The organism is Chryseobacterium binzhouense (genome assembly GCF_007474545.1).
In the GTDB taxonomy this organism is placed as follows: Bacteria; Bacteroidota; Bacteroidia; order Flavobacteriales; family Weeksellaceae; genus Chryseobacterium; species Chryseobacterium binzhouense.
Genome location: NZ_VKOG01000003.1, coordinates 126,710 through 153,228, shown reverse-complemented (window position 1 = coordinate 153,228; position 26,519 = coordinate 126,710). Strand labels below are relative to the sequence as shown.

25 protein-coding genes are annotated in these 26,519 nt (G+C 35.0%); 17 read left to right on the top strand and 8 right to left on the bottom strand.

Features of this window, described 5'->3' with window-relative positions; translation table 11 throughout:
- Positions 1-79: 79 nt before the first annotated feature.
- The 4 genes from FNE73_RS16900 to FNE73_RS09390 all read right to left on the bottom strand — a co-directional run bounded on the left by FNE73_RS16900 (position 80) and on the right by FNE73_RS09390 (position 3,920).
- Positions 80-766, bottom strand: a complete 687-nt coding sequence (locus FNE73_RS16900) for an HNH endonuclease (protein WP_228429995.1) — start codon at positions 764-766, stop codon at positions 80-82.
- A gap of 153 nt (positions 767-919) precedes the next feature.
- On the bottom strand, positions 920-1,897 hold the full coding sequence (locus FNE73_RS09400) for a ParA family protein (RefSeq protein ID WP_143884363.1): 978 nt from the start codon (positions 1,895-1,897) through the stop codon (positions 920-922).
- A 155-nt stretch (positions 1,898-2,052) separates the two neighbouring features.
- Positions 2,053-3,378 carry a T9SS C-terminal target domain-containing protein gene (locus FNE73_RS09395; protein ID WP_143884362.1) on the bottom strand — a complete coding sequence of 442 codons (1,326 nt, stop codon included), beginning with the start codon at positions 3,376-3,378 and terminating at the stop codon, positions 2,053-2,055.
- A gap of 14 nt (positions 3,379-3,392) precedes the next feature.
- The gene (locus FNE73_RS09390; RefSeq protein WP_143884361.1) at positions 3,393-3,920 is read right to left on the bottom strand and encodes a hypothetical protein; all 528 of its coding nucleotides are present in this window, start codon (positions 3,918-3,920) and stop codon (positions 3,393-3,395) included.
- Between the two features lie 503 nt (positions 3,921-4,423).
- On the opposite strand from FNE73_RS09390, the gene speB reads away from it, so the two are divergent.
- The 5 genes from speB to FNE73_RS09365 all read left to right on the top strand — a co-directional run bounded on the left by speB (position 4,424) and on the right by FNE73_RS09365 (position 8,935).
- Positions 4,424-5,275 carry an agmatinase gene (gene speB, locus FNE73_RS09385; protein WP_143884360.1) on the top strand — a complete coding sequence of 284 codons (852 nt, stop codon included), beginning with the start codon at positions 4,424-4,426 and terminating at the stop codon, positions 5,273-5,275.
- Positions 5,276-5,343: 68 nt separating this feature from the next.
- Positions 5,344-6,198 carry a bifunctional helix-turn-helix domain-containing protein/methylated-DNA--[protein]-cysteine S-methyltransferase gene (locus FNE73_RS09380; protein ID WP_143884359.1) on the top strand — a complete coding sequence of 285 codons (855 nt, stop codon included), beginning with the start codon at positions 5,344-5,346 and terminating at the stop codon, positions 6,196-6,198.
- 35 nt (positions 6,199-6,233) lie between these two features.
- Complete coding sequence (locus FNE73_RS09375) at positions 6,234-6,845, top strand: alpha-ketoglutarate-dependent dioxygenase AlkB family protein (RefSeq protein WP_143884358.1); 612 nt, start codon at positions 6,234-6,236, stop codon at positions 6,843-6,845.
- A 74-nt stretch (positions 6,846-6,919) separates the two neighbouring features.
- Positions 6,920-7,798, top strand: a complete 879-nt coding sequence (locus FNE73_RS09370; RefSeq protein WP_143884357.1) for a hypothetical protein — start codon at positions 6,920-6,922, stop codon at positions 7,796-7,798.
- 159 nt (positions 7,799-7,957) lie between these two features.
- Positions 7,958-8,935, top strand: a complete 978-nt coding sequence (locus tag FNE73_RS09365) for a polyprenyl synthetase family protein (protein WP_143884356.1) — start codon at positions 7,958-7,960, stop codon at positions 8,933-8,935.
- Position 8,936: 1 nt separating this feature from the next.
- On the opposite strand, the gene FNE73_RS09360 is transcribed toward FNE73_RS09365, so the two are convergent.
- Positions 8,937-9,230: a hypothetical protein gene (locus tag FNE73_RS09360; RefSeq protein ID WP_143884355.1), complete on the bottom strand. Its 294-nt coding sequence runs from the start codon at positions 9,228-9,230 to the stop codon at positions 8,937-8,939.
- A 136-nt stretch (positions 9,231-9,366) separates the two neighbouring features.
- Here FNE73_RS09360 and FNE73_RS09355 point away from each other — a divergent pair, with 136 nt between their 5' ends.
- From FNE73_RS09355 to FNE73_RS09345, 3 genes are all read left to right on the top strand, one after another.
- Positions 9,367-11,799 carry an alpha-ketoacid dehydrogenase subunit alpha/beta gene (locus FNE73_RS09355; RefSeq protein ID WP_143884354.1) on the top strand — a complete coding sequence of 811 codons (2,433 nt, stop codon included), beginning with the start codon at positions 9,367-9,369 and terminating at the stop codon, positions 11,797-11,799.
- Positions 11,800-11,937: 138 nt separating this feature from the next.
- The gene (locus FNE73_RS09350) at positions 11,938-12,447 is read left to right on the top strand and encodes a ribonuclease domain-containing protein (RefSeq protein ID WP_143884623.1); all 510 of its coding nucleotides are present in this window, start codon (positions 11,938-11,940) and stop codon (positions 12,445-12,447) included.
- A gap of 47 nt (positions 12,448-12,494) precedes the next feature.
- Positions 12,495-12,815: a barstar family protein gene (locus tag FNE73_RS09345; RefSeq protein WP_143884353.1), complete on the top strand. Its 321-nt coding sequence runs from the start codon at positions 12,495-12,497 to the stop codon at positions 12,813-12,815.
- A 45-nt stretch (positions 12,816-12,860) separates the two neighbouring features.
- Here the strand turns inward: FNE73_RS09345 and pafA are convergent, their stop codons facing one another.
- Complete coding sequence (gene pafA, locus FNE73_RS09340; RefSeq protein WP_143884352.1) at positions 12,861-14,507, bottom strand: alkaline phosphatase PafA; 1,647 nt, start codon at positions 14,505-14,507, stop codon at positions 12,861-12,863.
- Positions 14,508-14,649: 142 nt separating this feature from the next.
- Between pafA and FNE73_RS09335 the strand changes: the two genes are divergently transcribed.
- From FNE73_RS09335 to FNE73_RS09325, 3 genes are all read left to right on the top strand, one after another.
- Positions 14,650-15,663 carry a nucleoid-associated protein gene (locus FNE73_RS09335; RefSeq protein ID WP_130913590.1) on the top strand — a complete coding sequence of 338 codons (1,014 nt, stop codon included), beginning with the start codon at positions 14,650-14,652 and terminating at the stop codon, positions 15,661-15,663.
- A 29-nt stretch (positions 15,664-15,692) separates the two neighbouring features.
- Positions 15,693-17,426 (top strand): RDD family protein, encoded by a 1,734-nt coding sequence (locus tag FNE73_RS09330; RefSeq protein ID WP_143884351.1) that lies wholly within the window; start codon positions 15,693-15,695, stop codon positions 17,424-17,426.
- A gap of 88 nt (positions 17,427-17,514) precedes the next feature.
- A complete protein-coding gene (locus FNE73_RS09325; protein WP_143884350.1) occupies positions 17,515-18,519 on the top strand; it encodes a glycosyltransferase in 1,005 nt (334 codons plus the stop codon).
- Between the two features lie 85 nt (positions 18,520-18,604).
- Here the strand turns inward: FNE73_RS09325 and FNE73_RS09320 are convergent, their stop codons facing one another.
- Complete coding sequence (locus tag FNE73_RS09320) at positions 18,605-19,831, bottom strand: aminotransferase class I/II-fold pyridoxal phosphate-dependent enzyme (RefSeq protein WP_143884349.1); 1,227 nt, start codon at positions 19,829-19,831, stop codon at positions 18,605-18,607.
- 144 nt (positions 19,832-19,975) lie between these two features.
- Between FNE73_RS09320 and FNE73_RS09315 the strand changes: the two genes are divergently transcribed.
- The gene (locus FNE73_RS09315; protein WP_143884348.1) at positions 19,976-20,434 is read left to right on the top strand and encodes an Lrp/AsnC family transcriptional regulator; all 459 of its coding nucleotides are present in this window, start codon (positions 19,976-19,978) and stop codon (positions 20,432-20,434) included.
- Positions 20,435-20,584: 150 nt separating this feature from the next.
- Here the strand turns inward: FNE73_RS09315 and ffh are convergent, their stop codons facing one another.
- Positions 20,585-21,946 (bottom strand): signal recognition particle protein, encoded by a 1,362-nt coding sequence (ffh, locus tag FNE73_RS09310; RefSeq protein ID WP_130913587.1) that lies wholly within the window; start codon positions 21,944-21,946, stop codon positions 20,585-20,587.
- 458 nt (positions 21,947-22,404) lie between these two features.
- Between ffh and atpB the strand changes: the two genes are divergently transcribed.
- The 5 genes from atpB to atpA all read left to right on the top strand — a co-directional run bounded on the left by atpB (position 22,405) and on the right by atpA (position 26,512).
- Positions 22,405-23,520, top strand: a complete 1,116-nt coding sequence (gene atpB / locus FNE73_RS09305; RefSeq protein WP_143884347.1) for a F0F1 ATP synthase subunit A — start codon at positions 22,405-22,407, stop codon at positions 23,518-23,520.
- 43 nt (positions 23,521-23,563) lie between these two features.
- A complete protein-coding gene (locus tag FNE73_RS09300; RefSeq protein WP_089744342.1) occupies positions 23,564-23,782 on the top strand; it encodes an ATP synthase F0 subunit C in 219 nt (72 codons plus the stop codon).
- 100 nt (positions 23,783-23,882) lie between these two features.
- Positions 23,883-24,377, top strand: coding sequence for a F0F1 ATP synthase subunit B (locus tag FNE73_RS09295; RefSeq protein WP_143884346.1), 495 nt, complete (start codon positions 23,883-23,885; stop codon positions 24,375-24,377).
- Positions 24,378-24,379: 2 nt separating this feature from the next.
- Positions 24,380-24,919, top strand: a complete 540-nt coding sequence (gene atpH / locus FNE73_RS09290; RefSeq protein WP_143884345.1) for an ATP synthase F1 subunit delta — start codon at positions 24,380-24,382, stop codon at positions 24,917-24,919.
- A 15-nt stretch (positions 24,920-24,934) separates the two neighbouring features.
- Positions 24,935-26,512 carry a F0F1 ATP synthase subunit alpha gene (atpA, locus tag FNE73_RS09285; RefSeq protein WP_130913583.1) on the top strand — a complete coding sequence of 526 codons (1,578 nt, stop codon included), beginning with the start codon at positions 24,935-24,937 and terminating at the stop codon, positions 26,510-26,512.
- Positions 26,513-26,519 lie beyond the last annotated feature (7 nt).

The window sequence follows — 26,519 nt, the reverse complement described above, 5'->3', positions numbered from 1 at the left end:
TTATATTACTTATGCAACGATAAAATTACTGAATTTTGGACTTAATAGCTATTTTCCAAAGTACTTGTATTTTATAGCTTTATTTTTTTAAACTTCTTTTTATGATGATTACCTCGTCAAATTTAATATCTCCCTTCGTAATTTTAGAATGACAAGTAGGACATAGCAGTAATAAATTTTCGAGTTCATTGTTTATTGGATTTTCATCTATATGATGGACGTGAAAATGTTCAACGTCTTCATTTGAACAAATAGGACAAACTGATTTTATTTCCTTTTGTAATATTGATCGAATTTTAGTAGAAATAGTTTTTCGGGGCTTAGAAACAGAATCTTTTTTCCCTTTTTCAAATTTATGAAAATTAAATTCGGAACATTCGGAATAATGTTTTGTTTTTAAAATCCTATGTTTAGGTTCTGGATAATATTTGTCATATTCAGCAGATATACAAGCTTCTCCTTGAAATAAAGAATTCATAGGATCAAAAAGATTTACCTCTGGACACATACCATCAAAGTGATAATTTAAGTCTCCTTTTACCCAAGTCGGTGGCTCTCCTTGAATGTCAATTTTTTTAGACTCAAAATCTTTAGGTAGAGTTCCGTCTTTTAATAGAGCTTCTTGAACCGTTAGCTCATAATTATATTTAGCATAATCCGAGTTAAAGTATATTGTTAACGCTCTTCTGCAACAATAATTTAAAATTGGGCACCTTAATGGTAAGTTCTTTTTTTTACCAATTTCGTAGTATTCCTTTTGATTCATTGAGTTTTTTTGAAATGTTGGAAATAACTTTTTTTGGCTTTTCGTTCGGGCGGGAAATCAAAGCACAAAAGCCTATATTATTACTAAAGTTCAGTTGAAAAACTTAACTTAATTTTAGCGATAAATTCTTTATTTAGCCAAACTGCTGTTTTTTTATATTACATTATAAATTGTTTCAACTATGTCAGTAAAATGGTTAACACTTTCTTTGGCTGTCGTAATATGAGCTCCATTGAGCCCGTCTCTTTGTGTGCAATCAAAAACAGGTTTTTTTGAATTTAATGAGTAAGGAATTAAACTATGTAAATTAGGAATTTGTCCTAATCTGTAATCATCTCTTACTTGAACTTGATTAATTGGTAAAAGACGGTTTATAATGTTATTTTGAATAGTAGCTGAAATTTTATTTCCAAATAGTTGCCATCCTCTTGTCATACCTTCAGTATTGTTTCTAACATTATGCTGTTGGACAACATAACCTAAAAAAACTGGTGCACCGTTTGGTATTAAAATTCCATTTTCTTGATTTGAATTTCTAATTTGTTGCCATTCTTCAGCCCAAATTACAAGTTTATTTCCTAAATTATTAGTCCCCTTCAAAGAAAATAAATCGGCAGCTATCGGAGTGATAAAATAATCACTTCCTCCTAGTACAGACCTATTTAATGCTCCTAAATTTGGTCCCAAATCGACTAAAACAAGGTCTATTTCTAATTCAGATATGCACCAATCAATATATCTAAATATTGAAGTTTGAATTCGTAAATCTGGTCTGCTTCCCCCTTTTGCACTATTCCAAGTATCTCCCAATCTGTCTTCGTATAGTGATAAATTTAAGTCTCCCGGAACTAAATATAAATTTTCTTCAACTGTAAATGGACTTAATCTATTAAAATCCCCAATTCCTTCGTAAACTGGCTCTATGATTTTAAATATGCTATTTCCACCATCTTTCCAAGCATCTTCAATGTCTTCATTTTCCATTGTGTAAGAAGTCAAATTACATTGACTATCACAATCTACCATTAAGACTTTTTTATTTTTTCTCGCCAACAAATGTGCAACATGATACATATAAGTTGTTTTTCCAACTCCTCCTTTATTATTAAAAATACTTAAAATTTTAGCCATAATTCTTATTTTGTTATTTAATTCTTCTTCTTTATGATTCAGTAAATATCAGATAAATTTTGAATTGACGTACTGCGCCAATCCCAATTATAATTTCAAATATAAAAAAACAAATCCAACAACAATTATGGTTTCCCATAATCGAGAATTTTTATTTACAAACTATCATCCCAATAAGGTTTGAATTCTCCTACACTACTAAGTCTTACCACCAGAAAATCTGTTGCTCCCCGAACAGGTCTTGCAATTTCTCCGGTTGCGGAGTTTGAAAATCCTGTGACAATGTAATCGCTATTTGTCTCCTGAATTATTGAATTGCATTGATCATTACCGTTTCCTCCAATGTTTTTATTCCACTGTATAACACCGGTGTTGCTAACTTTAACGATCCAGAAATCCATAAGACTGTGGTTGCTTACCACATCGCCGTCATTAGATGTACTGCTTCCTCCAATAGCGTATCCTCCGTCTGATGTCTGGATTACAGAATATGCACGATCATCTCCCGTTCCTCCGTATGTTTTTTGCCATTGTATATTGCCGGATTCGTCTATTTTTAATAGCCAGAAATCGTATGAACCATGATTGGAGGTGATGTTGCCATCGTTAGAATCAGTGTATCCTGCTGCTACATAACCTCCATCAGAAGAAGAGATAATTTGTGTGCAAATTTCAGTGTTGCTTCCGCCGTAAGTTCTTTGCCATTCCACAGTTCCCGAAGCGCTGAGTTTTGTAATGAAAAAATCTGGGAATCCGTTGGGTGGATAAGTGTAGCCGGAAACAATGAATCCGTTAGTAGAAGAATTGATGATAGAAAGGGAACTTTCCGTACTGGAAGTACCAACAGATTTTTCCCAAAGTATATTTCCGGTATTGTCGAGTTTCACGATCCAGAAATCATGTCCGCCCAGATTTCCTGTTACGTTTCCGTTGTTTGAGCTGGATTGTCCTGTAACAGCGTATGTTCCGTCTGGACTCTGAATGATAGAATATGCCATATCATTTCCGGAACCTCCGTATGTTTTTTGCCATTGTAAATTTCCTGAAGCGTCAATTTTTACTACCCAGTAATCATAATCTCCCTGATTTAAAGAAATGTTTCCATCATTGGAAGAAGTATTCCCGGTTATGGCATATCCTCCGTCTGAGGTTGTAATGATGCTTCTTGCCTGATCGTCTCCGCTTCCTCCAAAAGTTTTCTGCCATTGCAGATTTCCTTTTTTGTCAAATTTTGTCACCCAAAAATCCTGATTTCCCTGATGACCTGTCACGTCGCCGTTCGATGAGGTGGTGCTTCCTGCTGCTATATGTCCTCCGTCTGCTGTTTTTACTGCTGAGTAGGCGAGTTCCGTGGCGGTTCCGCCAAACATATTTCTCAATTCTTTTAAAGGAAATATGGGAGTTCCGGACATTTGTGCATTCAAAAGGCAGTATTGACCCAAAAGAACCACTAAAGCAATAAGCTTATTTTTATTTTTCATGATTTTACTTCTGTTTATAGTCCTCTTACACAATACACATAAACAATATCTCCTATCACTAAGAAGGTATAAAGCGTATGGGTATTCGCTATCGTTGTGTTATTGTTTACTGATTTAAATGTAAAACCGGAAGATGTAAAATTTGAATTTCCGCTTGTTGTACCTCTCACACTCAGTGTATAAGTACCACCGTCTTTGATATTATTTAATGTAAACGCTCCTGCGCTGGCTGATGTATAGGCAAGATTACTTTTTGAAAAATCTATGATATTGCTGCTGCCGGCATTGTATGCAGATTTATTGGTTGATGAGCCGTCAACTTCCAGTTTAGATGTTGGAGAAATATTTCCTATTCCTACTTTGCCGTCATTGGTGATGATAAAATCATTGGTTTGTTGAGCGGCATTGGGTATTCCTGTAGAAGGATTGTCTTTTGCTGCATCCACATGGAATATTCCCGAAGGAGACTGAGTATTGATCCCTACTTGAGAATATAGGAAAATGCCTGAGAAACTAAATAAGAGAGTACAGATTTTAATCATAAGATTTTGAATTATTTTTTTTGCTTATGTTGTTATTTGTTTTTTATGAATTCGGCTTTTCTTCAGAGATATAAATTATTTAATAGCATGAAACACTTTGTAAAATTGCTTCAAAGAGATGGTGAGGAAACAGTCTTTTAAAAATTTGTGTAAACAAATAGTAATTTTTTATTGTAAATTTTTTTGAAAAAAATGATCATATACAATTATGATGCTAATCATATTTAATAATAATGCTTTTTTTGCAAATTTATAGTTTTTTTCTAATTATTAATTGAAGTTCTTCCCTGATATGTTAGTTTATAAGTTGCTAAAACATGATCAGCTTAAATCAAAAGATGAAAAAGGCAAAAGATATAATTTCTGAATTAGGAGATATTCTATGTTTTTCATTTTTATAAATAAGCTCTGCAAAGTTCTGCAGTCAGCCAATCTCCGAACTTCTTTGTATCTTTGGCGAAATCTTTTAATCTTTAAATCATTTAATTTTTTAATTATAAATTATGAAAACATACGCAGGAATTCCTGAAGAGAATGCTTCGTTGGAAAATTCAAAAGTAGTTTTGGTAACCGTTCCTTACGACGGAACCTCAACCTGGGGAAAAGGCGCAGACAAAGGTCCGGAATTGTTTCTGGATGCTTCTGAAAACATGGAGCTGTACGACATTGAAACAGGAACAGAGCCTTATCTTGAAGGAGTTTACATGGCGGGAGAAGTTTCTGAAAACTCAAGTCCTGAAGCCATGACTGAAGCGGTTTATCAGAAAACAAAAGAACTTTTGGCAACCGATAAATTGTTTACACTTTTCGGAGGGGAGCATTCTGTTTCTATCGGTTCGATTCGTGCAGTTGGAGAGAAGTTTGAAAATCTTACGGTTTTACAGTTAGATGCCCATACAGATCTTCGTCCGGAATTCCACGGTTCTACTTCTAATCATGCGTGTGCGGTTTTTGAAGCTAATCAGAAGCATAATTTGGTACAGGTGGGAATTCGCTCAATGGATGCTGAAGAAAATCAGTATTTACCGGAAGGAAGAGTGTTTTTTGCTCACGAAATTGCCAATAACGAAAACTGGATAAATGATGTTTTGGAAAAAGTTTCGGGTAACGTTTATATTACCATTGATTTAGATGCTTTTGATCCTTCCATTGCACCTTCTACAGGAACTCCGGAACCGGGTGGTTTACAATGGTATCCGACTTTGGAATTATTAAGAAAAGTTTTTGAAAAATGCAATGTTGTTGCTTTTGATATTGTTGAATTGATGGATTCTTCATATTCTAAACCAAGTGCTTTCTTAGCTGCAAAGTTGTATTATAAAATGTTGGCATATTATCACATCAACAGAGATTAAAATTCCGCAGGAAACGGATTTTTTCTTCGGATTTTTCTTTGGAAATTTGTGATGTAAAACAAATGAAAATGTCTGTACAAGATCAAATAGATTACCAGAGAATTGCGAAAGCGATAGACTATATCCGGAGCAATTTTAAACTTCAGCCTAATCTGGATGAGGTGGCGGAGAAAGTAAATCTGAGTCCGGCTCATTTTCAGAAAATATTTACAGATTGGGCAGGAACAAGTCCGAAAAAATTTTTGCAGTTCATCAGTCTGGAACACGCAAAAAGTTTATTGAAAGAAGAAAAAGCGACCTTATTTGATGTTGCATTAGAAACAGGACTTTCAAGTACAAGCAGACTGCACGATTTGTTTGTGAAAATTGAAGGAATGTCTCCTGCAGAATATAAAAACGGCGGAAAAAACCTGAAAATCAATTACAGTTTTTCCGAAAGTCCTTTTGGTGAAATCATTACGGCTTCTACCGAAAAAGGAGTCTGTTTCATGGCTTTCACCGAAAATAAAGAAAATGCATTGAGAGATTTAGTTAATAAATTTCCCAATGCATCTTTTTTTGAAAAACAGGATGAGTTTCAGCAAAATGCTTTGTCTATTTTTACAAAAGACTGGTCAGAACTGGGAGCGATAAAGCTTCATCTGAAAGGAACAGATTTTCAACTCAAGGTTTGGGAAAGTTTATTAACGATTCCTATGGGAAAACTGTCGACTTACGGAAATTTAGCCAGAGAAATCGGAACTCCAAAAGCTTCAAGAGCAGTAGGAACAGCAATTGGCAGTAATCCTGTTGCGTTTTTGATCCCGTGTCACAGAGTGATTCAGTCAACCGGAAAAATAGGAGGGTATATCTGGGGAAGCGACAGAAAACGGATGATGATTGGTTGGGAAAGTGTGAAAATTTATTCTGATAAGTTGATTTAGAAAAATATTTTATAGGTAATTAATTTTATTTTAATATGAATAATCTATTCGAAGATATACAAAATTTCCCCATCAATATTCTTCCGAAAGACGGAGTAACAGAATATTATGGAAAGATTTTTTCTGACGAAGAATGCGAAAAGTATTATCAGTATCTATTCAATCAAATTCCGTGGGAAAATGATGAGGCAGTGATTTTCGGAAAGCTTATTTATACCAAAAGAAAAGTTGCATGGTTTGGTGAAAAAGAATTTGAATATACGTATTCTAACCGCACGAAATATGCAAAACTCTGGACTCCGGAATTACTGGAACTAAAACAAAAATGCGAAAAAGTTTCGGGAGAAACCTATAATTCATGTCTCTTGAATTTATATCACGACGGAAGCGAAGGAATGGCATATCACAGCGATGGTGAAAAAGATCTGAAAAAACACGGAGCCATCGCATCGTTAACTTTCGGAGCTGCAAGAAAATTCTCCTTTAAACACAAAGTATCAAAAGAAAGAATCGATATTCTGCTAGAAAATGGAAGTTTACTGGTCATGAAAGGGACAACTCAGGAAAACTGGCTTCACCGATTGCCACCCACAACAAAAGTAAAAACTCCAAGAGTTAATCTGACTTTCAGAACGATTGAAGAATAAGCTACATTTGGTTTGAATAAACCCAAAAGGTTTGGAACTTATGCGCATAATCTGAAAATCGCTAATTTTACCTGATGAAAAAGATTTTTTTCCTTTTTGCGATAATGATTTCGGGTAGTGTATTCTCTCAACAGGCAACAATTTTCAAAATCAAAAAGTACAGAGTTGCTGAATTAAACGAAAAGATTCAGGAAACTTCAGGATTAAATATTTTCAACACAAAATTATACACCTTCAACGACAGCGGAAATACTCCAGAAATCTTTGAATTGGATCCCAAAACCGGTAAAATGGTCAGTAGTTTTAAAATTAATGCTGAAAATAAAGACTGGGAAGCTCTTACCAATGACGGGAAAAACCTCTACATTGGAGATTTTGGCAACAACGCAGGAACAAGAAAAGATCTGAAAATTTATCAGGTATCTTTTTCGGATAATGCTGTTCAGAACGATTCTATTAAGATTATTGCCTTTGAATATCCCGAACAAAACGATTTTTCCTCCAAAAATGGCTCAACTGATTTTGATGCGGAAGCCATGATTTATCTTAATGGTAAAATTCACCTCTTTACCAAAGAATGGTCTTCAAAAGCAACTTCTCATTATGTCATTGATCCCGAAACTTCAGGCAAGCAGAAAGCCATAAAACTTGAAGCTTTCAAAACCAATTTTTTGGTAACGGATGCTTCTTATTTTGATAAAAAGTTATATTTAATCGGCTATACAAAGAAAACCGAAGTTTTTCTGGAAATTTTTAATGAAACGAAGTCAGGAATTTTTTTTAATGAAAATCCTAAGCGATATTTTCTCGGCAGTGCTTTGTCAATTGGTCAGATTGAAGGAATTGCAGTGGACGAAAACGGAATCTATATTTCCGGAGAAAAATTCCGTTCCCCGCTCGGTGGCGAAAAGCAAAGTTTGTATTTTATTCCGAAAAATAAACTGAAATACTGATGGATGAGTATGAAGCTCCGTAGGAGCGAACTGTTAATTAAATTTTGCCACACTAATTTTGGGCATTAAACCGGACTTTCAAATTAATTTATGTTAAAATTGCCCGAAAACGATTATCTTTGTGGGAATTAATCAACAATCACCCATCATTCTTACTTCGTGGCAAACATTGTAGAAGAAATCAAACGACCCATCAATGAGGAAATGAAACTTTTCGAGGAGAAGTTTTACGAATCTATGCAGAGCAAAGTAGCTTTACTGGATAAAGTCACCCGTTTTATCGTTACGACAAAAGGGAAGCAGATGCGCCCGATGTTTGTGTTTCTCTGTGCTAAACTCATTGGTGATGTTAATGAGAAAACCTATCGCGGAGCTTCGATGATTGAGCTGATTCACACGGCAACCTTGGTACATGACGATGTGGTTGACGAAAGTTTTAAAAGGCGAAATTTCTTTTCTATCAATGCATTATGGAAAAATAAAATAGCCGTTTTAGTAGGGGATTTTCTGCTTTCAAAAGCGGTTTTACTGTCTACAGACCATAAAGATTACGATTTGCTTTCCGTGATTTCCAGAACAATCAGAGAAATGTCCGAAGGTGAACTGCTTCAGTTGGAAAAAGCCAGAAAACTGGATATTACAGAAGAGGTTTATTACGAAATTATCCGACAGAAAACAGCCACTTTAATTGCTGCATGCTGCGAAATAGGAGCATTATCAAACGGAGCAGATGAAAGTCTGGCAAAAAAAATGATGGATTTCGGAACTTTTACCGGAATGGCATTCCAGATCAAAGATGATCTTTTTGATTATCTGAGTTCAAATGTTATCGGAAAACCTGTCGGAATTGACATCAAAGAACAGAAAATGACTTTGCCATTGATTCATACTTTGAAAACTGCCAATGAAACCGACCGGAAATATTATTTTAATACGATAAAACGTTACAACAACGATCAGAAAAGAGTAAAAGAGCTGATTGCTTTTGTGAAAAGTTCCGGAGGTCTGGATTATGCTATTAAAGTAATGAAAGATTTTCAGCAGAAAGCAAAAAATATTCTCGACGAATTTCCTGATTCTGAACCTAAAAAATCATTGAATCTGATGTTGGATTATGTGATCGAAAGGAAATTTTAGATTAAATAATTTTCATTGTCACGATAATAACTGCTAAAACTATGCAAAATAAAGCAGTTAAAAATAAATAATCCGCAATAGTTTCAAATCTGTTTCTGAGCTTGTCTTTAGCTGTGCGTATAGACAGAAAAGAGAAAAAGCAGCTGAATGCAAAAAGTAAGCATGCAATTCCTGCAAATTCATCCAGATGAGTACTGTAGCTGACTTTTGATATTTTGAGTGACGTGATAATCACCAAAGAAAATCCTAAAAGATTGCTGGATGCATTCAGAATATGACCCGATTTCTTTTCCATGTTACAATTTTATTCTAAGATAATCACAAAAATTTTTATTATCAAATTTTTAAAAAATATTATTGAAAATTAAAATTAATTTAAAAAGTGTATATTAGCAAAATACTTCAAAATAAAAAATATTTAATATTTGGCTATGCAGACAACCTATATTGAAACTCAGCAAATTTCCTTTCAGGACTTTAAAAATCAGATACTTGAAGATTATAAATTAGGAAGGATTTCTCGTGAAATGTCCTATTTGGGAAGAAGAGAAGTGCTTACCGGAAAGGCTAAATTTGGTATTTTCGGGGATGGTAAAGAGCTTCCGCAGCTTGCGATGGCAAAAGTTTTCAGAGATGGAGACTTCCGTTCGGGATATTATAGAGATCAGACTTTTGCATTGGCTGTAAATGCGTTATCTGTTGAAAGTTTCTTTGCGCAGCTGTATGCAGATACAAGTGTGGAAAGAGAACCTGCTTCAGCAGGAAGACAGATGAACGGTCACTTTGCCACAAGAAGTTTAAATGAGGACGGAAGCTGGAAAGATCTAACGGCTCAAAAGAATATTTCATCAGATATTTCTCCTACTGCAGGGCAAATGCCAAGATTGTTAGGTTTAGCTCAGGCGTCAAAAATATATAAAACCGTAAAATTTGACGGTTCCGAGAAGTTTTCAAAAGACGGTAATGAGATTGCTTTCGGAACCATTGGTGATGCTTCTACCGCAGAAGGTCATTTCTGGGAAACACTCAATGCGGCATGTGCGCTTCAGGTTCCGATGATTGTTTCTATCTGGGATGATGGTTACGGAATTTCGGTTCCGACAATGAAGCAGAGAGCGAAAGCAGATATTTCTGAAATGTTAAGTGGTTTCCAGAGAAAAGAAGGTGAATTTCAGGGATGTGAAATTATTCAGGTAAAAGCTTGGGATTATCCGTCTTTATTGGATGCTTATGCAAAGGCAGAGCAGTTTGCAAGAGTAGAAAGTGTTCCGGTAGTAGTACACGTAATTGAAGTGACACAGCCTCAGGGTCACTCTACATCCGGTTCTCACGAAAGATATAAAAACGAAGAGCGATTAGCTTGGGAATCTCAGTTTGACGGATTATTGAAATTTAAAGAATGGATATTAAATTATTCCATCGAAATTGACGGCAAAGAAGAGGTTTTAGCAACTGCCGACGAATTGGATGCGATTGATGAGGAAGCTAAAAAAACAGTGAAAGCCGGGCAAAAGCAGGCTTGGGAAAGCTACCAGAAAACAATTACTGACTTAATGAGTTCAGTTTTGCCTTTAGTTGAAAATCTTAAAGGTCAGAATACTGAGATTGAAAATTATATCAATCAGTTTAATAAGTTGGTTTCAAAAGCTAAAAAAGACGTTTTCCATTTGGTGAGAACATCTTTACTGGCAACAAGAGGAGCAAATTCTGCGGAAAGAAACCAACTGATGCAGAAGTATAACGAGATTTTTGAAGTTGAAAAAGATAATTATTCGTCTCATTTATATTCTCAGTCTCAATGGAAAGCTGAAAATGTGAAAGAAATAAAACCTGTTTTCTCAGATCATTCTGAAACAGTGGATGGTAGAGTCGTTATCAGAAATAATTTTGATAAAATTTTCGAGAAATATCCAGAAACTTTGGTATTTGGTGAAGATGCCGGAAATATCGGTGATGTAAACCAGGGGCTGGAAGGAATGCAGGAAAAATATGGTGAAATCCGTGTTGCAGATACAGGAATCCGTGAAGCGACCATTCTAGGACAGGGAATCGGAATGGCAATGAGAGGTTTAAGACCAATCGCTGAAATCCAGTATCTTGATTATATTTTATACTGTTTACAGGGAATGAGCGATGATTTGGCAACCGTTCAGTACAGAACAAAAGGTGGTCAGAAAGCTCCTGTAATCATCAGAACAAGAGGACACAGATTAGAAGGTGTTTGGCATTCTGGTTCGCCAATGGCGGGAATTCTGAATCTTTCTAAAGGGATCTTGGTATTAGTTCCTAGAAACTTAACCAAAGCTGCCGGATTCTATAATACAATGCTTCAAAGTGATGATCCGGCTGTAATTGTAGAATGTCTGAATGGGTATAGATTAAAGGAAAAGCAGCCTGATAACTTGGGTGAATTCACTGTTCCGGTTGGAAAAATAGAAGTGACAAAAGAAGGAAATGATGTTACGTTGGTAACTTATGGTTCAACCTGGAGAATTGTAATGGAAGCAGCTGAACAATTACAGAAGTTGGGTATTTCTGCGGAAGTAATTGATGTTCAGTCATTAATTCCATTTGATTTAACACATGAAATAGCTGAATCTGTAAAGAAAACCAACAGACTGGTTGTCATTGATGAAGATGTGGAAGGCGGAACTTCAGCGTTTATTCTTCAGCAGATTTTAGAAAAACAAAAAGCGTTCAGATTCTTAGATTCTGATCCGTTAACGATTTCTGCAAACGACCACAGACCAGCTTATGCAAGTGACGGAGACTATTTCTCTAAACCTTCTGCAGATGATATGGTTGAGAAAATCTATGCGATGTTTAACGAAACAAATCCTCAAAAATATCCTGCGATATTTTAAGAAGAATTTAAAATAAAATTTAGAAACCGCTTTCTATTGAAAGCGGTTTTTATATTTTTGTTTTACATTAATCAAAAACAAGTTTTAATTGTAATATCATGAAAAACTTAAAATTAAACTAGCTAAAAACAAAAAATGATGAACAATAAAATTCGTTCTGTTTTATTTGCCTGTCTCGGATTACTTTTCGGGATGTCTGTGATGTTTGTCTACAATAATTTCTTTGCAGATGAAGACATCAAAAACAATAAAACAAATAAGATACAACATGATAAGCCATTTGAAAATAAGCAAACTAAAAGCTCGGGCGGTTCTAACCATAATATTGATGCTCTAACTGAAGAAAACACAGTTATTTCTTACGTAAAACAAAACCAGCATCTTCCCGATTATTACATTACCAAATCAAAAGCTAAACAACAGGGCTGGATTCCTTCTCAGGGAAATTTGTGCGAAGTTTTACCAGGGAAAGCGATTGGCGGAGATTATTTTGGAAATCGTGAAGGAAAACTTCCTAAAGGCGAAAAATATTTAGAGGCGGATGTAAACTACAACTGTGGAAACCGAAATGCAGACCGTATTGTTTTCACTGTAAACGGCGATGTTTATTTAACGAAAGATCATTATAGGAGTTTTGAAAAGAAATAGTAATAAATAGGGCATAAACGCTTAATTTTGCAAAAATAATTTGATTAATGAATACAGTATATATCGACTTTACAGAAATAGGAGATGATGAAGATTTTTATACCCAGCTTAAAGAGAAAATAAAACTTCCTGATTATTTCGGAGATAATTTGGATGCACTTGCTGATGTGATTACTGGCGAACTGGAAATGCCATTACATCTTGAATTTGTTAATATGAGCGTAGATCAGCTGGAAAATTTTGATGATTTTCTCACAACCCTGGAAGACCTGGAAGATGAAACGGAAGGCTTTTCTTTTTCTTATTATCTTGAGCAGTATGAAGATGAAGATGAAGATGAAGATGAAGATGAAGATGAAACCGAATAAAAAATCCCGCAAAACTTTGCGGGATTAATTGTATATACATTCTCACTATTTTCCTAAAACTTCCATTAAAGGCTGTCCTACATTTCCGCTTGGATTTTCAATTCTTAAAAACTGAGCAAGAGTAGGAGCAATATCTGTCATATAATGAGGCGCATTGCTTTCGCCATGTGAAATATTCCAACCCATAAAAATAAGCGGAATATGAGCGTCGTAGGAGTTCCAGACACTATGTGTAGTTCCTTTTTTGGCATAATTTGGAAGCATTCCGTCATGTGAAATAATCTGAATGTCACCGCTTCTCTGCCAATTGTAGCCGTTGATCACTCTTGATTTAATCGGTTCAGGAATTGGTGCAGAACCCACTTCTTTCAAATCTACCGCATATAAAACACGGGGATCTTTATTTAGATTTTCAATGATGCTTTTTTTGATTGCAGCTTCGTCAAGCTTTTTTTCTTTGATAAGTTCATGATTCAGATAAATCTGGTAATTATCAATTCCCAATATCAGTTTACTTGCTGCATACTTAGCTTCCAGCTCTGCTCCGAGGTTTTTTTCCAGCCCGTCATCAAAAAAGCCTGTCATCATTTTATTTTCTTTCATATAACCTTCAGCGTGAGCTCCACCATGATCAGCAGAAAGGAAAATGAGGTAATTTCCTTCTCCTACTTTTTTGTCGAGCAGTTTAAAGAAATTTGCCAGCTCAATATCAAGACGAAGATAAGTATCTTCCACTTCAATTGCATTAGGCCCAAACGAGTGTCCTACATAATCTGTAGAAGCAATATTAATGGCAAGAAAATCGGTCATTGAATCTTCTCCAAGCTGATAACCATCAATGGCGGCTTCCGCAAATCTTAACGTGTAGGAATTTCCAAAAGGAGTCGTCCTTAAAACGCCTTTATTTTCAGCATAATCTTTTGCCAGATTAGAATAGGGAAAAACAGGTTTTTCTGCCTTTCCAACAGGTCTTTCCCAAGGGACATCATCTCTTGTACTTTCTGTATATTGGTCAATGGGAAGAAGAGTATTCCATCCGTTGGCAACAAGCTTTTCTGCTATTTTTTTGTCATTAAATTTGTTTACCCAATCCGGGAGACTGTTCATATAATACGAACTTGTCACAAAATTTCCGGTATTTTCATCAAACCAGAAAGCTCCTGTAGGATTGTGTCCTGCCGGTAAAATTGAAGCTCGGTCCTTCAGGGAAACGCCTACTACTTTAGATTGGAAATTGCTTGCTATTCTCAATTGATCGGTAATGGTGGTGCTCCAGAGATTTTTTGGAGAATGCCCGCCAACCTTTTGGCTGTTGGTTCCCACTCCTTTTACATAAGCATCTTCGGTACAGTAGACATTTTTGCCTGTTTGTTTGTCCGTCCAGTCATTTCCCGCAATTCCATGAATTGAAGGCACAGAACCGGTATAGATAGAAGTGTGGCCAATTGCTGTAACCGTCGGAACGTAAGGAATCATTACATTGTTGAAGGAAAAACCTTTATTAAGAAGCCTTTTGAAGCCGTCATTTCCGTATTTATCATAATATCTGTACAAATAGTCCCATCGCATTTGGTCGATAACGAGACCCACAACCAGTTTCGGTCTTTCTACCTGTGGTTTTTTATTTTTCTGAGCACTGACATTCGCTGCTGATAAAAATATTACCGCAGCAATGGTAATTTTCCTTAACATTAAAATAACTTTTGAGACCACAAATGTAAAGGTTTTGAAATTTTTATGGGTGAAATTTTGGTTAAATTAAATTCATATACACAAGAAAATAGTTTTAATGGTGAGATTGAATATATTTGCATTCCAATATAATTCAAAAAAAATGTTTTCAAAAATAGTTGTACACAGAGTAGGAAATAAAATTAACGGAGAGTCTCTTATTCTTTCGCAGGAAGAGCTTCAGCTGGATGAAGGAACGACAGAAATGCTTGAGAATTATTTTTTAGGTTCATTCAAAACAGAAGAAACGTATCAGTTTTACAGCGATACCTATCTGGTTAATAATCCTGTTTTCAGTTCGGTTTCTGAAATTTTTGAAGATAAGTCTAAGTTTTTGTGGGAATCTGAGAACATCGCCAAACATCTTTTTGATGCCGCAGAAAATCCAAGAGTTCAGGGTGGTGAGCTGTTTATCGTTTTTTTTGAAGATGAAAGAGAGGGAACCGAAAAAGTAGACAAAATAGGAATCTTTAAAACTGAAAAAAGAGAATCTTTCCTGAAAATCTTTCCTCAGAACGAATCTTTTGAAATCGAAAAAGATCAGGGGATCAGTCTTTCTAAAATTGATAAAGCAGCCTTAATTTACAACAACAATAAAGAAAGTGGCTATGTACTTTCGGTAGTTGATAATCATAAAAACGGTGATATGTATTATTGGTTTGAAGATTTTCTAAAGGTAAAACAACGTGACGACGAATATTTTCATACACAGGAAGCCTTGATGGTATATAAAGATTATATTACCAAACAGCTTCCGCAGGAATTTGAAGTTTCTAAAGCGGATCAGGCAGATTTTCTGAATAAATCTATTCAATTCTTTAAGGAAAAAGAAGAATTTAAGCTGGATGATTTTACAAGTGAAGTTTTGGGTGACGAGCATGTCATCGAAAGTTTTAATAATTTTAAAACAGATTACGAACAGGATATGCAGATCAATATTGCCGAAGAATTTCCGATCAGTGAAGCTGCTGTAAAAAAAACACAGAGACACTTTAAAAGTATTATTAAATTAGATAAAAATTTTCATATTTACATTCACGGCGACCGAAAGATGATTGAACAGGGACAGGACGAGAAAGGAAAGTATTATATGCTTTATTTTGAGAAGGAGGTTTAAAATATAACCATAAAAACTAAAAATTTACCATGAATAACAAACATAGATTTGTATGGATAAGTTCGATGCTGATTTCGATTGTAGGCATCATAAGTGCTTTGATAAATATTTATTCAGATAATTCAGATTTGGTAAGCTTTGCAAAATCTACCGTAGGTAAAATCTTACTGCCAGTACTGTACTTTGCTACGCTACATCTTAATTTTACCGACAAATTTGAACATTATGAAATTTGGAATCTTCTGTTTTATATTCTATTATTTGCCGGAAGTCTGCAATTTAGAAAATCAAAAGGCAGAGAATCCCGACTGCTTGGTTTTGTAATTTCGGTAATTTTTATACATGCAATTTTTGCAGTTTTTCAAAGTTTGCTGTACAAATTCTTTATTATGGATTGGAAATCGGCTTCTTCATGGACTATTTTTTATTCCGTTTATGGGTTTTTGGTTTTGCTGATTATAATAGGATTGAGTTACTATACTCTAAAATTAATAAAGTCGCAGAAAGAAATTGATATTACCGTTACTGAAACAAAGACGATCATAACCGATACCGGAAAATGGCAGCGTTTTGTTCACTGGATTATAGATCTTCTAATCATAGCCTTAATCATCATACCTATAATCATAAATGCAGGATACTGGATTTCAAAAAATAATTTGCTGACAGAAGGTTCTGGTGTTGAATTTTTTTTCAGGAGTAGATGGTCTTTATATCTCATTATTTTAATAGCTTTCTTTATCTATTTTCCGGTATCGGAAATTCTTTTCGGAGCCACTCCAGGAAAATTTTTAACTGAATCCAGAGTGGTAAATTCCAAAGCCAAAAGTCCTGATTCTTCCACAATTTTTTTAAGAACCCTTTGCAGGAATATACCTTTTAATGCATTTTCATTTTTAGGGAAAAGAGGATGGCATGATTCGCTTTCAGAAACATACGTCGTGAAAGAGAAAACGACAGAATTTAAAGCAAACAAATTATTTTTGATTCTTCCTTTAGTTATTATCTACCTTTTTGCAATGTACTTCGGCAAAAAATATTATCAGAAGTATCAGTCAAAAATTGATTACCAGAACATAATGGATGAAAAAGTAAAATATCTTGAATCCGAAATTAAAAACCCGAATACCAACCAAATTTTTGTAATAAAAGCGAAGGATTATTATGGTAATATAAAGAACTACGGTTTCAAAGTTGAAACAATTGAAGGAAATATAATTACCGTAAAAAGGCTTACGGCTGAATTTTTCTCAGAAACATCTTACGATCAGGCAAGATATTATTATAATCAGCAAAAAGATACAGCGCAGATTTTCACCATTAATAAACAGGAACTTGTGAAAAATTTTCCTAAAAATAGAGAAGAGCTTTATGAGTCTTTAAAAACAATGGATTTTTTTAATTCAGGAATTCAATATCAAATAACAGATGTGTATGATTTAAGTAGACCCAATATAACTGTTCAGATTTCTACATCAATGAGCGATTCAGGAAATAAAAATGGTTTGGCTTACTTCAAAAATTCAGGTGCATCGGCAACAGTACTTAGTATTAAAAATATTAAAAATGATATTAAATGGATAACAACTTTTCCTTTTAGGATCAATTCCGGAATCAATGCTGCGGTTGTATTTGATGTAAATAATTACGATTCTCAAAAGGAAAATACTGCGGAAATAGAAGTGCTGGATTCTTTACAGAAGAAACATACTTATCTTTTAACAGCATCCGGTTCGGGAAGCTATATAAAGAAAATCAGATAAATAAAAATCTGGTTCAACAATATCATGTAATCAACATCGTTTACAAAAGAGGATCGTTTTTATTTAATAAATCTTAAAAATTTTCAATTTGAAACCAACCATTTCCATCATCGTCGCTATATTCAACAGAAAAGATGAGCTTTTTGAGCTGCTGAATTCTCTAATCTCACAAACGGATAAAGATTTTGAAATTATTATCGTGGATGATGGTTCATTAATTGATCTGAAACCTACAATTAAAAATTTTGAAGAGTTTTTAAACATTAAATATTTCAGAAAAGATAACTCAGGACCCGGTTTATCAAGAAATTACGGTGCTAAAAGAGCTTCCAGCGAATGGCTTGTGTTTGTAGACAGTGACGTGATTGTAGACAAAGACTATATTGAAAATATTAAAAAAAATATAGAAAATATTCCATGTGATGCTTTTGGAGGAGCAGATAAAGCACATAAAGGTTTCAATCTGATTCAGAAAGCCATTTCATATTCTATGACTTCGGTTTTTACCACAGGGGGGATTAGGGGAAGTAAAAAATCCGTGTCCAGATTTCAGCCGAGAAGCTTTAATATGGGGGTTAAAAAAGAAGTTTTTGAAAAAGTAGGAGGTTTCTCAGAAATGAGAATAGGAGAGGATCCCGATCTGTCAATGACACTTTGGGAAAATGGCTTTACTACTGCATTTTTTGATGATATTGCAGTATACCATAAAAGAAGAGTAGATTTTGGAAGATTTTCAAAGCAGGTATATCAGTTTGGCTGTGCAAGACCCATTCTTAATCAGCGTCATCCGGATTATGTAAAGATTTCTTTTGCTTTTCCAAGTCTTTTTCTGTTAGGATACATTTTAGGATTTATTGAATATTTTGTTTTTAAAAAAGGAATCATACTGGCATTTTATGGTTTTTATACGTTCGTGATCTGTATTCATGCTATGATGGTTACCAGAAATATTGCCATCGGAGCAATGGCGGTAATGTCTACTTATGTTCAGATGTTTTCTTACGGATATGGATTTTTAAAATCCTGGATTTTATTGAATATTTTCAGAAAGAAACCCGAAGACGCTTTTCCTACCCATTTTCATAAGGATTAGATAGATTTGTCATTGAACTAAAATAAAAAGCTCATTCTAAAAAACAATAAAAGCTGCCTTTAAGACAGCTTTTATCAACAAATAATTAGAATATGGATGATGTTTCATGGTTGAGAACGCCTGTTTTCAGCATGCATTCTTTCATTTTTTCATAAGTGCGGTGTATGTCGTGATCCAAACCTATAGAGAATCGGATGAGTCCGTCAGAGATTCCCATCGCCTCTCTTTCTTCTTCAGGAATTTCAGAAGAAGTAGAACTTCCGGAACAGGAGAATAATGTTTTATAAAATCCTAAGCTTACCGCCAGATACCCCAGGTTTTCTTTCTGCATCAGCTCCATCAGCTCATTGGCTTTATCGGTAGTTCCTGCATCCAAAGTTAAAAGTCCTCCAAAACCGTATTCTTCATGCATCATACTTTTCATCAGGTCATGGTTTTTATGGGATTTTAAGCCCGGATATGAAACCTTCAGACCATCTTCTTCAAATTTTTGAGCAAGATATAAAGCATTATGGCTGTGCTGCTTCATTCTAATATGAAGTGTTCTCAGGTTTTTAAGAATACTTGCCGAGCGAAAGCTGTCCATGGTTGGTCCCAAAAGCATACAGGCTCCGTTGTTTACATTTTTTGTGTCGTCTATAAACTGCTGGCTTCCACAATAAACACCGCCTACAGTATCGCTGCTTCCGTTGATGAATTTCGTTAAAGAATGAATAACAATATCTGCTCCCAAAAGAGTAGGAGAAATAGAAAGCGGTGAAAAAGTATTGTCAACAATCAGTTTAAGATTATGCTTTTTACAGATTTCCGAAAGCTTTCTAAGGTCTGCCACTTCAAGAAGCGGGTTGCTTACACTTTCGCAGTAGATTATTTTGGTATTAGGCTGAATTGCATTTTCGATAGACTCAAAATTCCCGATGTCAACAAAGCTGGTTTCTATCTGGAAAGGAGGAAGAAAATTTTTCATAAAAGCATATGTTCCTCCGTAAATCGTTCTGCTGGAAATAATGTGATCTCCGCTTTTGCAGATCTGCATCAGTACAGAAGTAATGGCTCCCATTCCCGAAGCAGTAACATTGGCTGCTTCCGTATTTTCCATTTTTGCCAAAGCTTGTGCAAGATAAAGATTCATCGGGGATGAATGGCGGGAATAAAGATAGCATCCTTCTGCATTACCTTCAAATGTATCAAACATGGTTTTTGCTGAAAGAAAAGTATAAGTAGAGCTGTCTGAAATAGACGGATTTACTCCTCCAAATTCACCAAAATACTGAAGATCCTGAATTTCGTTGGCTGCATTAAATTGATCCATATTTTTTTGTTTAAAAATGGCTCATTTCAATCTTTTAAACAATCATTTTTAAAATATTCAGAAAATAAATCTGATAATTTTGTTTTTGGTAGAAATAAAGTTTATTATATTTGAATAATTATTCAACACATAAAATTTTTTTCTATGAATTTTGATGAAACTGATAAAAAATTGCTTCAGTTTTTGCAAAAAGATGGTAAACAGACTACTAAAGAACTCTCCCATAAGCTTAATCTTTCGGTGACAGCGGTTTATGAACGCATCAAAAAACTGGAAAATTCCGGTGTGATTTCTAAATATGTTGCTTTGGTAGACAAGACTAAAATTGACCGCAAATTTCTGGTTCTTTGTCATGTAAGGCTTACTCAGCATAAAAAAGATTTTGTAATGCAGTTTGAGCGTGAAATAATGGATCTTCCTGAAGTTACTGAATGTTTTCATGTAAGCGGAGATTATGATTACATTCTTAAAATTTGTGTAAAAAATATGGAAGATTACCGCAATTTTATGCTTACAAAACTGACTGCATTGCAGCATATTGCCAGTACACACAGTGCATTCACAATTTCTGAGGTGAAAAATACGACTGAGATTGTGGTGTAATCATGATATATTTTTTTTAAAAACACAATAGATATTGTCCAGATTAGGAAAGTAAGAAAAAGAAAGTCAGAATTCAGAATCATTTAGAAATTCAAACAATAAAAAACTCCCAGAAAATTCTGAGAGTTATATTGATAGAGTTTTAGTAGATTACTTTCCAAACATTCCGCCCATTCCCGGCATATTTGGCATTTTGCTCATCATCTGCATCATCTGTTTGCCTTGCGGTCCCTGCATCATTTTCATCATTTTCCCCATTTGGTCAAACTGTTTCATGAGCTGGTTTACATCTTCAATTTTTCTTCCTGCACCTTTGGCAATCCTGTTTTTTCTTTGAGTATTGATAATGGAAGGCTTTCTTCTTTCTTCAGGAGTCATAGAATAGATGATCGCTTCAATATGCTTAAAGGCATCATCGCTGATCTCAACATCTTTGATGGCTTTTCCAACTCCAGGAATCATTCCCATCAAATCTTTCATATTACCCATTTTCTTGATCTGATTGATTTGTTTTAAGAAATCATCAAAACCAAACTCGTTTTTAGCAATTTTTTTGTGAAGTTTTTTGGCTTCTTCTTCATCGAACTGTTCCTGAGCTCTTTCTACTAAGGAAACAACGTCTCCCATTCCCAGAATTCTGTCTGCCATCCTTTCCGGGTAGAAAAGATCTAAAGCTTCCATTTTTTCCCCTGTGGAAATGAATTTAATAGGCTTTTCAACTACAGAACGAATCGTTAAAGCAGCTCCGCCTCGCGTATCGCCGTCTAATTTCGTTAAAACAACCCCGTCAAAATTTAAAGTATCGTTAAAGGCTTTTGCCGTATTTACCGCATCCTGACCTGTCATTGAATCGACTACAAAAAGCGTTTCGTTGGGTCTGATAGTGGTGTGGACGGTTTTAATTTCGTTCATCATCTGCTCATCAATTGCCAAACGACCTGCTGTATCGACGATTACAATATCGTGACCGTTAGATTTAGCAAAATTAATTGCGTTTTGCGAAATTACTGAAGGATCCATATTGCCTTCTTCAGTGTAAACAGGAACTCCCGTCTGTCCACCCAAAACTTTCAGCTGATCAATTGCTGCAGGACGGTATACATCACACGCAACCAATAAAGGTTTTTTATTTCTTTTCGTTTTAAGATAATTGGCAAGCTTTCCTGAAAACGTAGTTTTACCCGAACCCTGAAGACCTGCAATAAGAATTACAGACGGTTTTCCTGAAAGATTGATTCCTTCCTGAGAACCTCCCATTAAATCTACCAACTCGTCATGTACGATTTTTGTCATCAACTGTCCCGGAGTAAGCGAAGTGAGAACGTTTTGTCCTAAAGCTTTATCCTGAACTCTTTTGGTAAGATCTTTTGCTACTTTATAATTAACATCGGCATCTACCAATGCTCTGCGGATTTCTTTTACGGTTTCCGCCACGTTGATTTCCGTAATCTTTCCTCGTCCGGAAATATTATGAAGCGCCTTGTCTAATTTATCCTGTAAACTATTAAACATATTAATTGTAAATTATAGTTGGCAAAAATAAGGAATTTTTAATTAAATGAATAGGATATACCCGCACATTTCTTTTGATTACCGATTATAATTTTATTTTTGCAGAATGAATTTTTCGGCGGCTTTTATTATAATATTCCTAATTATAGTACTGAATATCCTTATATATATGGTATTTAAAAAATTTCTGTACAAAAAATCTGACGCGGCAATGAGATTTTTAGTGATCAATATTGCAAAAGATATTTTATGGCTGGGATTTTCATTGTTTATCATTGATAAAACGAAAGCGAATTTTCTGTTTCTTGTGATTTGTTTTCTGGTAAGTTCTTTCTTTATATATTACCTGGTAATAAGGGCTATTAACAAATCCTGATTTTTTTGATGATAAAAATCAATTTTTAATATTGGTAAAGTTTAATAAAAACGATATATTTGCACACGATTAAAAAAGAGATATGAACAGAAAAATTTCTTCCCTATTTTTCGCATTTTTATTTGTGTTTTTCAGTGGTTTTGCTGCTGCTCAGCACGAATCTGAGGGCGAAAAACTAGCTGAAAAGGTAGAGCATGCAGAAGGAGACAAGCCTTTCAATGCTACAAAAATGATCATGGAACACATCGGTGATTCAAACGAATGGCATTTATGGACTACTAAAGATGATAAGGGAGAAGAAGATCATTTTTCTATTCCGCTTCCTGTGATTATCAAAGACAGTGAAGGTTTGCATACTTTTTTATCTAAGGATATTGCTCACGGACACGAACACGACGGTTATACTTTAGAGCACGGAAATGTAGTTTCTACCAAAGGATTGAAAAAAGCAACATTATTTGCAACAATCAGCGGGAAAAATAATCCAAATGAGGTTTTCTATGATTTTTCAATTACTAAAAACGTAGCTTCTATGTTACTTTCAGTAATTTTCATGGCGGTTATCTTTATCGGAATGGCGAGAAATTATAAAAAATCACAACTTCCGAAAGGTGCAGGTAAATTGATGGAGCCTGTAATTGTATTTATCAGAGATGAAGTGGCTATCCCAAATATCGGATCAGTAAAATATAAAAGATATATGCCTTATTTATTAACAGCATTTTTCTTTATCTGGTTCAATAACCTATTCGGTCTGATTCCTTTCTTTCCGTTTGGAGCAAATCTTACAGGGAATATCGCAATCACCGCTGTTTTGGCAATCATTACTTTATTGATAACATTATTCAGTGCTAATAAAGATTACTGGAAACATATATTCATGCCGCCGGTTCCTTTATTGTTGTATCCAATTATGGTTCCTATTGAGATTATCGGTATTTTTACGAAGCCTTTTGCTTTGATGATGCGACTTTTCGCCAACGTAACGGCGGGACACATCATGATTTTAGCAATTATCTCATTGATTTTCATCTTTAAATCCCCATTGTTAGGATTTGCATCTGTACCTTTGGCGCTATTCGTTTCAGTATTGGAATTGTTAGTTGCTGCTTTACAGGCTTACATTTTTACAGTACTTTCTGCGTTATTTATCGGAATTGCTGTGGCAGAGCACGCTCATGAAGAACATGCTCACTAATTAGAAAAAAAGAAAATAATTTTAACTAAATAATTTATTTATTATGGACATTTCAACTGGAACAGGATTAATTTACGTAGGTATCGGTTTAGCTGTACTTGGAGTAGGTATGGGTATCGGTAAAATCGGTGGTCACGCTATGGATGCTATCGCTAGACAACCTGAGCAGGCTGGTAAGATCCAGGGAGCAATGCTTATTGCTGCTGGTCTTATTGAAGGTGCTGGTCTTATTGCGATTATCTTTGGTGCTTTCATCAAGTAATTATCCTTCAAAAAACATTCTTAGCAGTAAAGCGGTTGGCTGCTGCTAAGAATGTTTAAAAGAAATCCATAAAATAATATTAAAAAAAGAATTTACAGATATGGGAATTATTGAACCTGGAATTGGACTTTTGTTTTGGATGACGCTTACCTTTGTTATCCTGTTGTTTCTTTTGGCTAAATTTGCATGGAAGCCAATTGTAAATGCAGTAAATGACAGAGAAACTTCTATCGTTGATGCATTGAATCAGGCTAAATTGGCTAAAAAAGAAATGGAAGATCTTAAGTCTGACAATGAAAGAATCATGCGTGAGGCTAAGATCGAAAGAGATGCTATCCTTAAAGAGGCAAGAGAAATTAAAGACAGAATTGTAGGAGAAGCTAAAGATATCGCAAAAGTAGAGGCTGATAAATTAATTGAAGCTGCAAAACAAACTATTGAAGCAGAGAAAAATTCTGCTATGGCAGATATCAAAACTCAAATTGGTGCTTTGTCCGTAAATATTGCAGAATCTATTTTGAAGCAAAAGCTTGAAAATAATGAAGCTCAAAATGAATTAGTTCAAAATTATTTAAACAAATCAAACCTTAACTAATAATGCTTACATCTAAAGTAGCTAAAAGATACGCACAAGGTTTACTTGATTTTACCAACGAATCAGGTCAAACGGCTACTGTATTTTCTGATATGAAAGATGTAGTAAAGCTGATGAACGAATCTCCGGATTTGAACAAATTCTTTCTTACACCTTACATAGATTCTAAGAAAAAAGTAGAAGTAGCAAAAGAAATTTTCAAAAGTCTTTCAGTTTCGTCACAAAACCTGATTACTTTGGTAATCAGACAGGGACGTGAAAGCCATCTGAAAAATATTGCACAGCAGTTTATCAACAAAGTTGAGGATATCAACGGAGTGCAGAGAGTAACACTTACTACTGCAACAGAATTATCTCAATCAAATATTGAACAGATTTTGAAATCTACCAATCTTGTGAATACAAGTGCTAATTTTGACCTTAATGTAATTGTAAAACCTGAAATTTTAGGGGGCTATATATTAAGAGTAGGAGATCAGCAGGTAGACGCATCTGTAAAATCAAAATTGAACAAGATTAAAAAAGACTTTCAGTTAAATTAAGAAAAAAACCATACAATGGCAGAAATAAATCCGGCAGAAGTATCTGCGATCTTAAAACAGCAATTGGCCAATTTCGATACTCAATCAAATGTTGAGGAAGTAGGTACAGTTCTTACCATCGGTGATGGTATTGCTCGTGTTTACGGGTTAGAACACGTACAATACGGAGAATTGGTAAAATTTTCAAGTGATGTAGAAGGTATCGTACTAAACCTTGAAGAAGACAACGTAGGTGTTGCTCTTTTAGGAGAAAGTAAATCTGTAAAAGAAGGTGATACCGTAAGAAGAACAAACAGAATTTCTTCTATCAAAGTAGGAGAAGGGATGTTGGGTAGAGTAGTAGATACTCTTGGTAACCCTATCGACGGTAAAGGTCCTATCACCGGAGAATTATATGAAATGCCATTGGAAAGAAAAGCTCCCGGAGTTATTTACAGACAGCCGGTAACAGAGCCTTTACAGTCAGGTATCGTAGCAATTGATTCTATGATTCCTGTAGGAAGAGGGCAAAGAGAGCTTATCATTGGTGACAGACAGACTGGTAAAACTACAGTTGCTATTGATACTATTATCAACCAGAAAGAATTTTATGACGCTGGTCAGCCAGTATATTGTATCTATGTAGCAATCGGTCAGAAAGCTTCTACAGTTGCACAGATTGTAAAAACTTTATCTGATAAAGGTGCTTTAGCTTATACTGTAATCGTTGCAGCAAACGCTTCAGATCCAGTTCCAATGCAGGTATATTCTGCAATGGCAGGAGCATCTATCGGAGAATATTTCAGAGATACTGGAAGACCTGCTCTAATTGTTTATGATGATTTATCTAAACAGGCAGTTGCTTACCGTGAGCTTTCTCTACTTTTAAGAAGACCACCAGGTCGTGAGGCTTATCCTGGAGATGTTTTCTATCTTCACTCAAGATTGTTGGAAAGAGCTGCGAAAGTAATCGCTGATGATAATATTGCAAGACAGATGAACGATTTACCTGAATCTTTAAGACCAATCGTAAAAGGTGGTGGTTCATTAACAGCACTTCCTATTATCGAAACCCAAGCTGGTGACGTTTCTGCGTATATTCCAACTAACGTAATCTCTATTACAGACGGACAGATCTTCTTAGAGTCAGATCTATTCAACTCAGGGGTTCGTCCTGCAATCAACGTAGGGATCTCTGTATCCAGAGTAGGTGGTAATGCTCAGATCAAATCAATGAAAAAGGTTTCTGGTACGCTTAAATTAGATCAGGCTCAATATAAGGAATTAGAAGCATTTGCTAAATTTGGTTCAGATCTTGACGCCTCTACTTTAGCAGTAATTTCTAAAGGTGAAAGAAACGTGGAATTACTTAAACAACCAGTAAACTCTCCGCTTCCTGTAGACAGCCAGGTAGCAATGATTTACGCAGGAACAGAAAACTTAATGAGAAATGTTCCTATCAGAAAAGTAAAAGAATTCCAGCACGAATACATTGAATTCCTAAGATCTAAGCATCCGGATACTATGGCTGCTATCAAAGCAGGTAAAATAGACAATGATATTACTGGTGTCCTTAAGCAGGCTGCTCAGGATATAGCATCTAAATATAACTAAAAATTAG

Bases quoted from the DNA above. Each gene is read 5' to 3' on its own strand.
- FNE73_RS16900 (WP_228429995.1), bottom strand. From the start codon at position 766: ATGAATCAAAAGGAATACTACGAAATTGGTAAAAAAAAGAACTTACCA.
- FNE73_RS09400 (WP_143884363.1), bottom strand. From the start codon at position 1,897: ATGGCTAAAATTTTAAGTATTTTTAATAATAAAGGAGGAGTTGGAAAA.
- FNE73_RS09395 (WP_143884362.1), bottom strand. From the start codon at position 3,378: ATGAAAAATAAAAATAAGCTTATTGCTTTAGTGGTTCTTTTGGGTCAA.
- FNE73_RS09390 (WP_143884361.1), bottom strand. From the start codon at position 3,920: ATGATTAAAATCTGTACTCTCTTATTTAGTTTCTCAGGCATTTTCCTA.
- speB (WP_143884360.1), top strand. From the start codon at position 4,424: ATGAAAACATACGCAGGAATTCCTGAAGAGAATGCTTCGTTGGAAAAT.
- FNE73_RS09380 (WP_143884359.1), top strand. From the start codon at position 5,344: ATGTCTGTACAAGATCAAATAGATTACCAGAGAATTGCGAAAGCGATA.
- FNE73_RS09375 (WP_143884358.1), top strand. From the start codon at position 6,234: ATGAATAATCTATTCGAAGATATACAAAATTTCCCCATCAATATTCTT.
- FNE73_RS09370 (WP_143884357.1), top strand. From the start codon at position 6,920: ATGAAAAAGATTTTTTTCCTTTTTGCGATAATGATTTCGGGTAGTGTA.
- FNE73_RS09360 (WP_143884355.1), bottom strand. From the start codon at position 9,230: ATGGAAAAGAAATCGGGTCATATTCTGAATGCATCCAGCAATCTTTTA.
- FNE73_RS09355 (WP_143884354.1), top strand. From the start codon at position 9,367: ATGCAGACAACCTATATTGAAACTCAGCAAATTTCCTTTCAGGACTTT.
- FNE73_RS09350 (WP_143884623.1), top strand. From the start codon at position 11,938: ATGAACAATAAAATTCGTTCTGTTTTATTTGCCTGTCTCGGATTACTT.
- FNE73_RS09345 (WP_143884353.1), top strand. From the start codon at position 12,495: ATGAATACAGTATATATCGACTTTACAGAAATAGGAGATGATGAAGAT.
- pafA (WP_143884352.1), bottom strand. From the start codon at position 14,507: ATGTTAAGGAAAATTACCATTGCTGCGGTAATATTTTTATCAGCAGCG.
- FNE73_RS09335 (WP_130913590.1), top strand. From the start codon at position 14,650: ATGTTTTCAAAAATAGTTGTACACAGAGTAGGAAATAAAATTAACGGA.
- FNE73_RS09330 (WP_143884351.1), top strand. From the start codon at position 15,693: ATGAATAACAAACATAGATTTGTATGGATAAGTTCGATGCTGATTTCG.
- FNE73_RS09320 (WP_143884349.1), bottom strand. From the start codon at position 19,831: ATGGATCAATTTAATGCAGCCAACGAAATTCAGGATCTTCAGTATTTT.
- FNE73_RS09315 (WP_143884348.1), top strand. From the start codon at position 19,976: ATGAATTTTGATGAAACTGATAAAAAATTGCTTCAGTTTTTGCAAAAA.
- ffh (WP_130913587.1), bottom strand. From the start codon at position 21,946: ATGTTTAATAGTTTACAGGATAAATTAGACAAGGCGCTTCATAATATT.
- atpB (WP_143884347.1), top strand. From the start codon at position 22,405: ATGAACAGAAAAATTTCTTCCCTATTTTTCGCATTTTTATTTGTGTTT.
- FNE73_RS09300 (WP_089744342.1), top strand. From the start codon at position 23,564: ATGGACATTTCAACTGGAACAGGATTAATTTACGTAGGTATCGGTTTA.
- FNE73_RS09295 (WP_143884346.1), top strand. From the start codon at position 23,883: ATGGGAATTATTGAACCTGGAATTGGACTTTTGTTTTGGATGACGCTT.
- atpH (WP_143884345.1), top strand. From the start codon at position 24,380: ATGCTTACATCTAAAGTAGCTAAAAGATACGCACAAGGTTTACTTGAT.
- atpA (WP_130913583.1), top strand. From the start codon at position 24,935: ATGGCAGAAATAAATCCGGCAGAAGTATCTGCGATCTTAAAACAGCAA.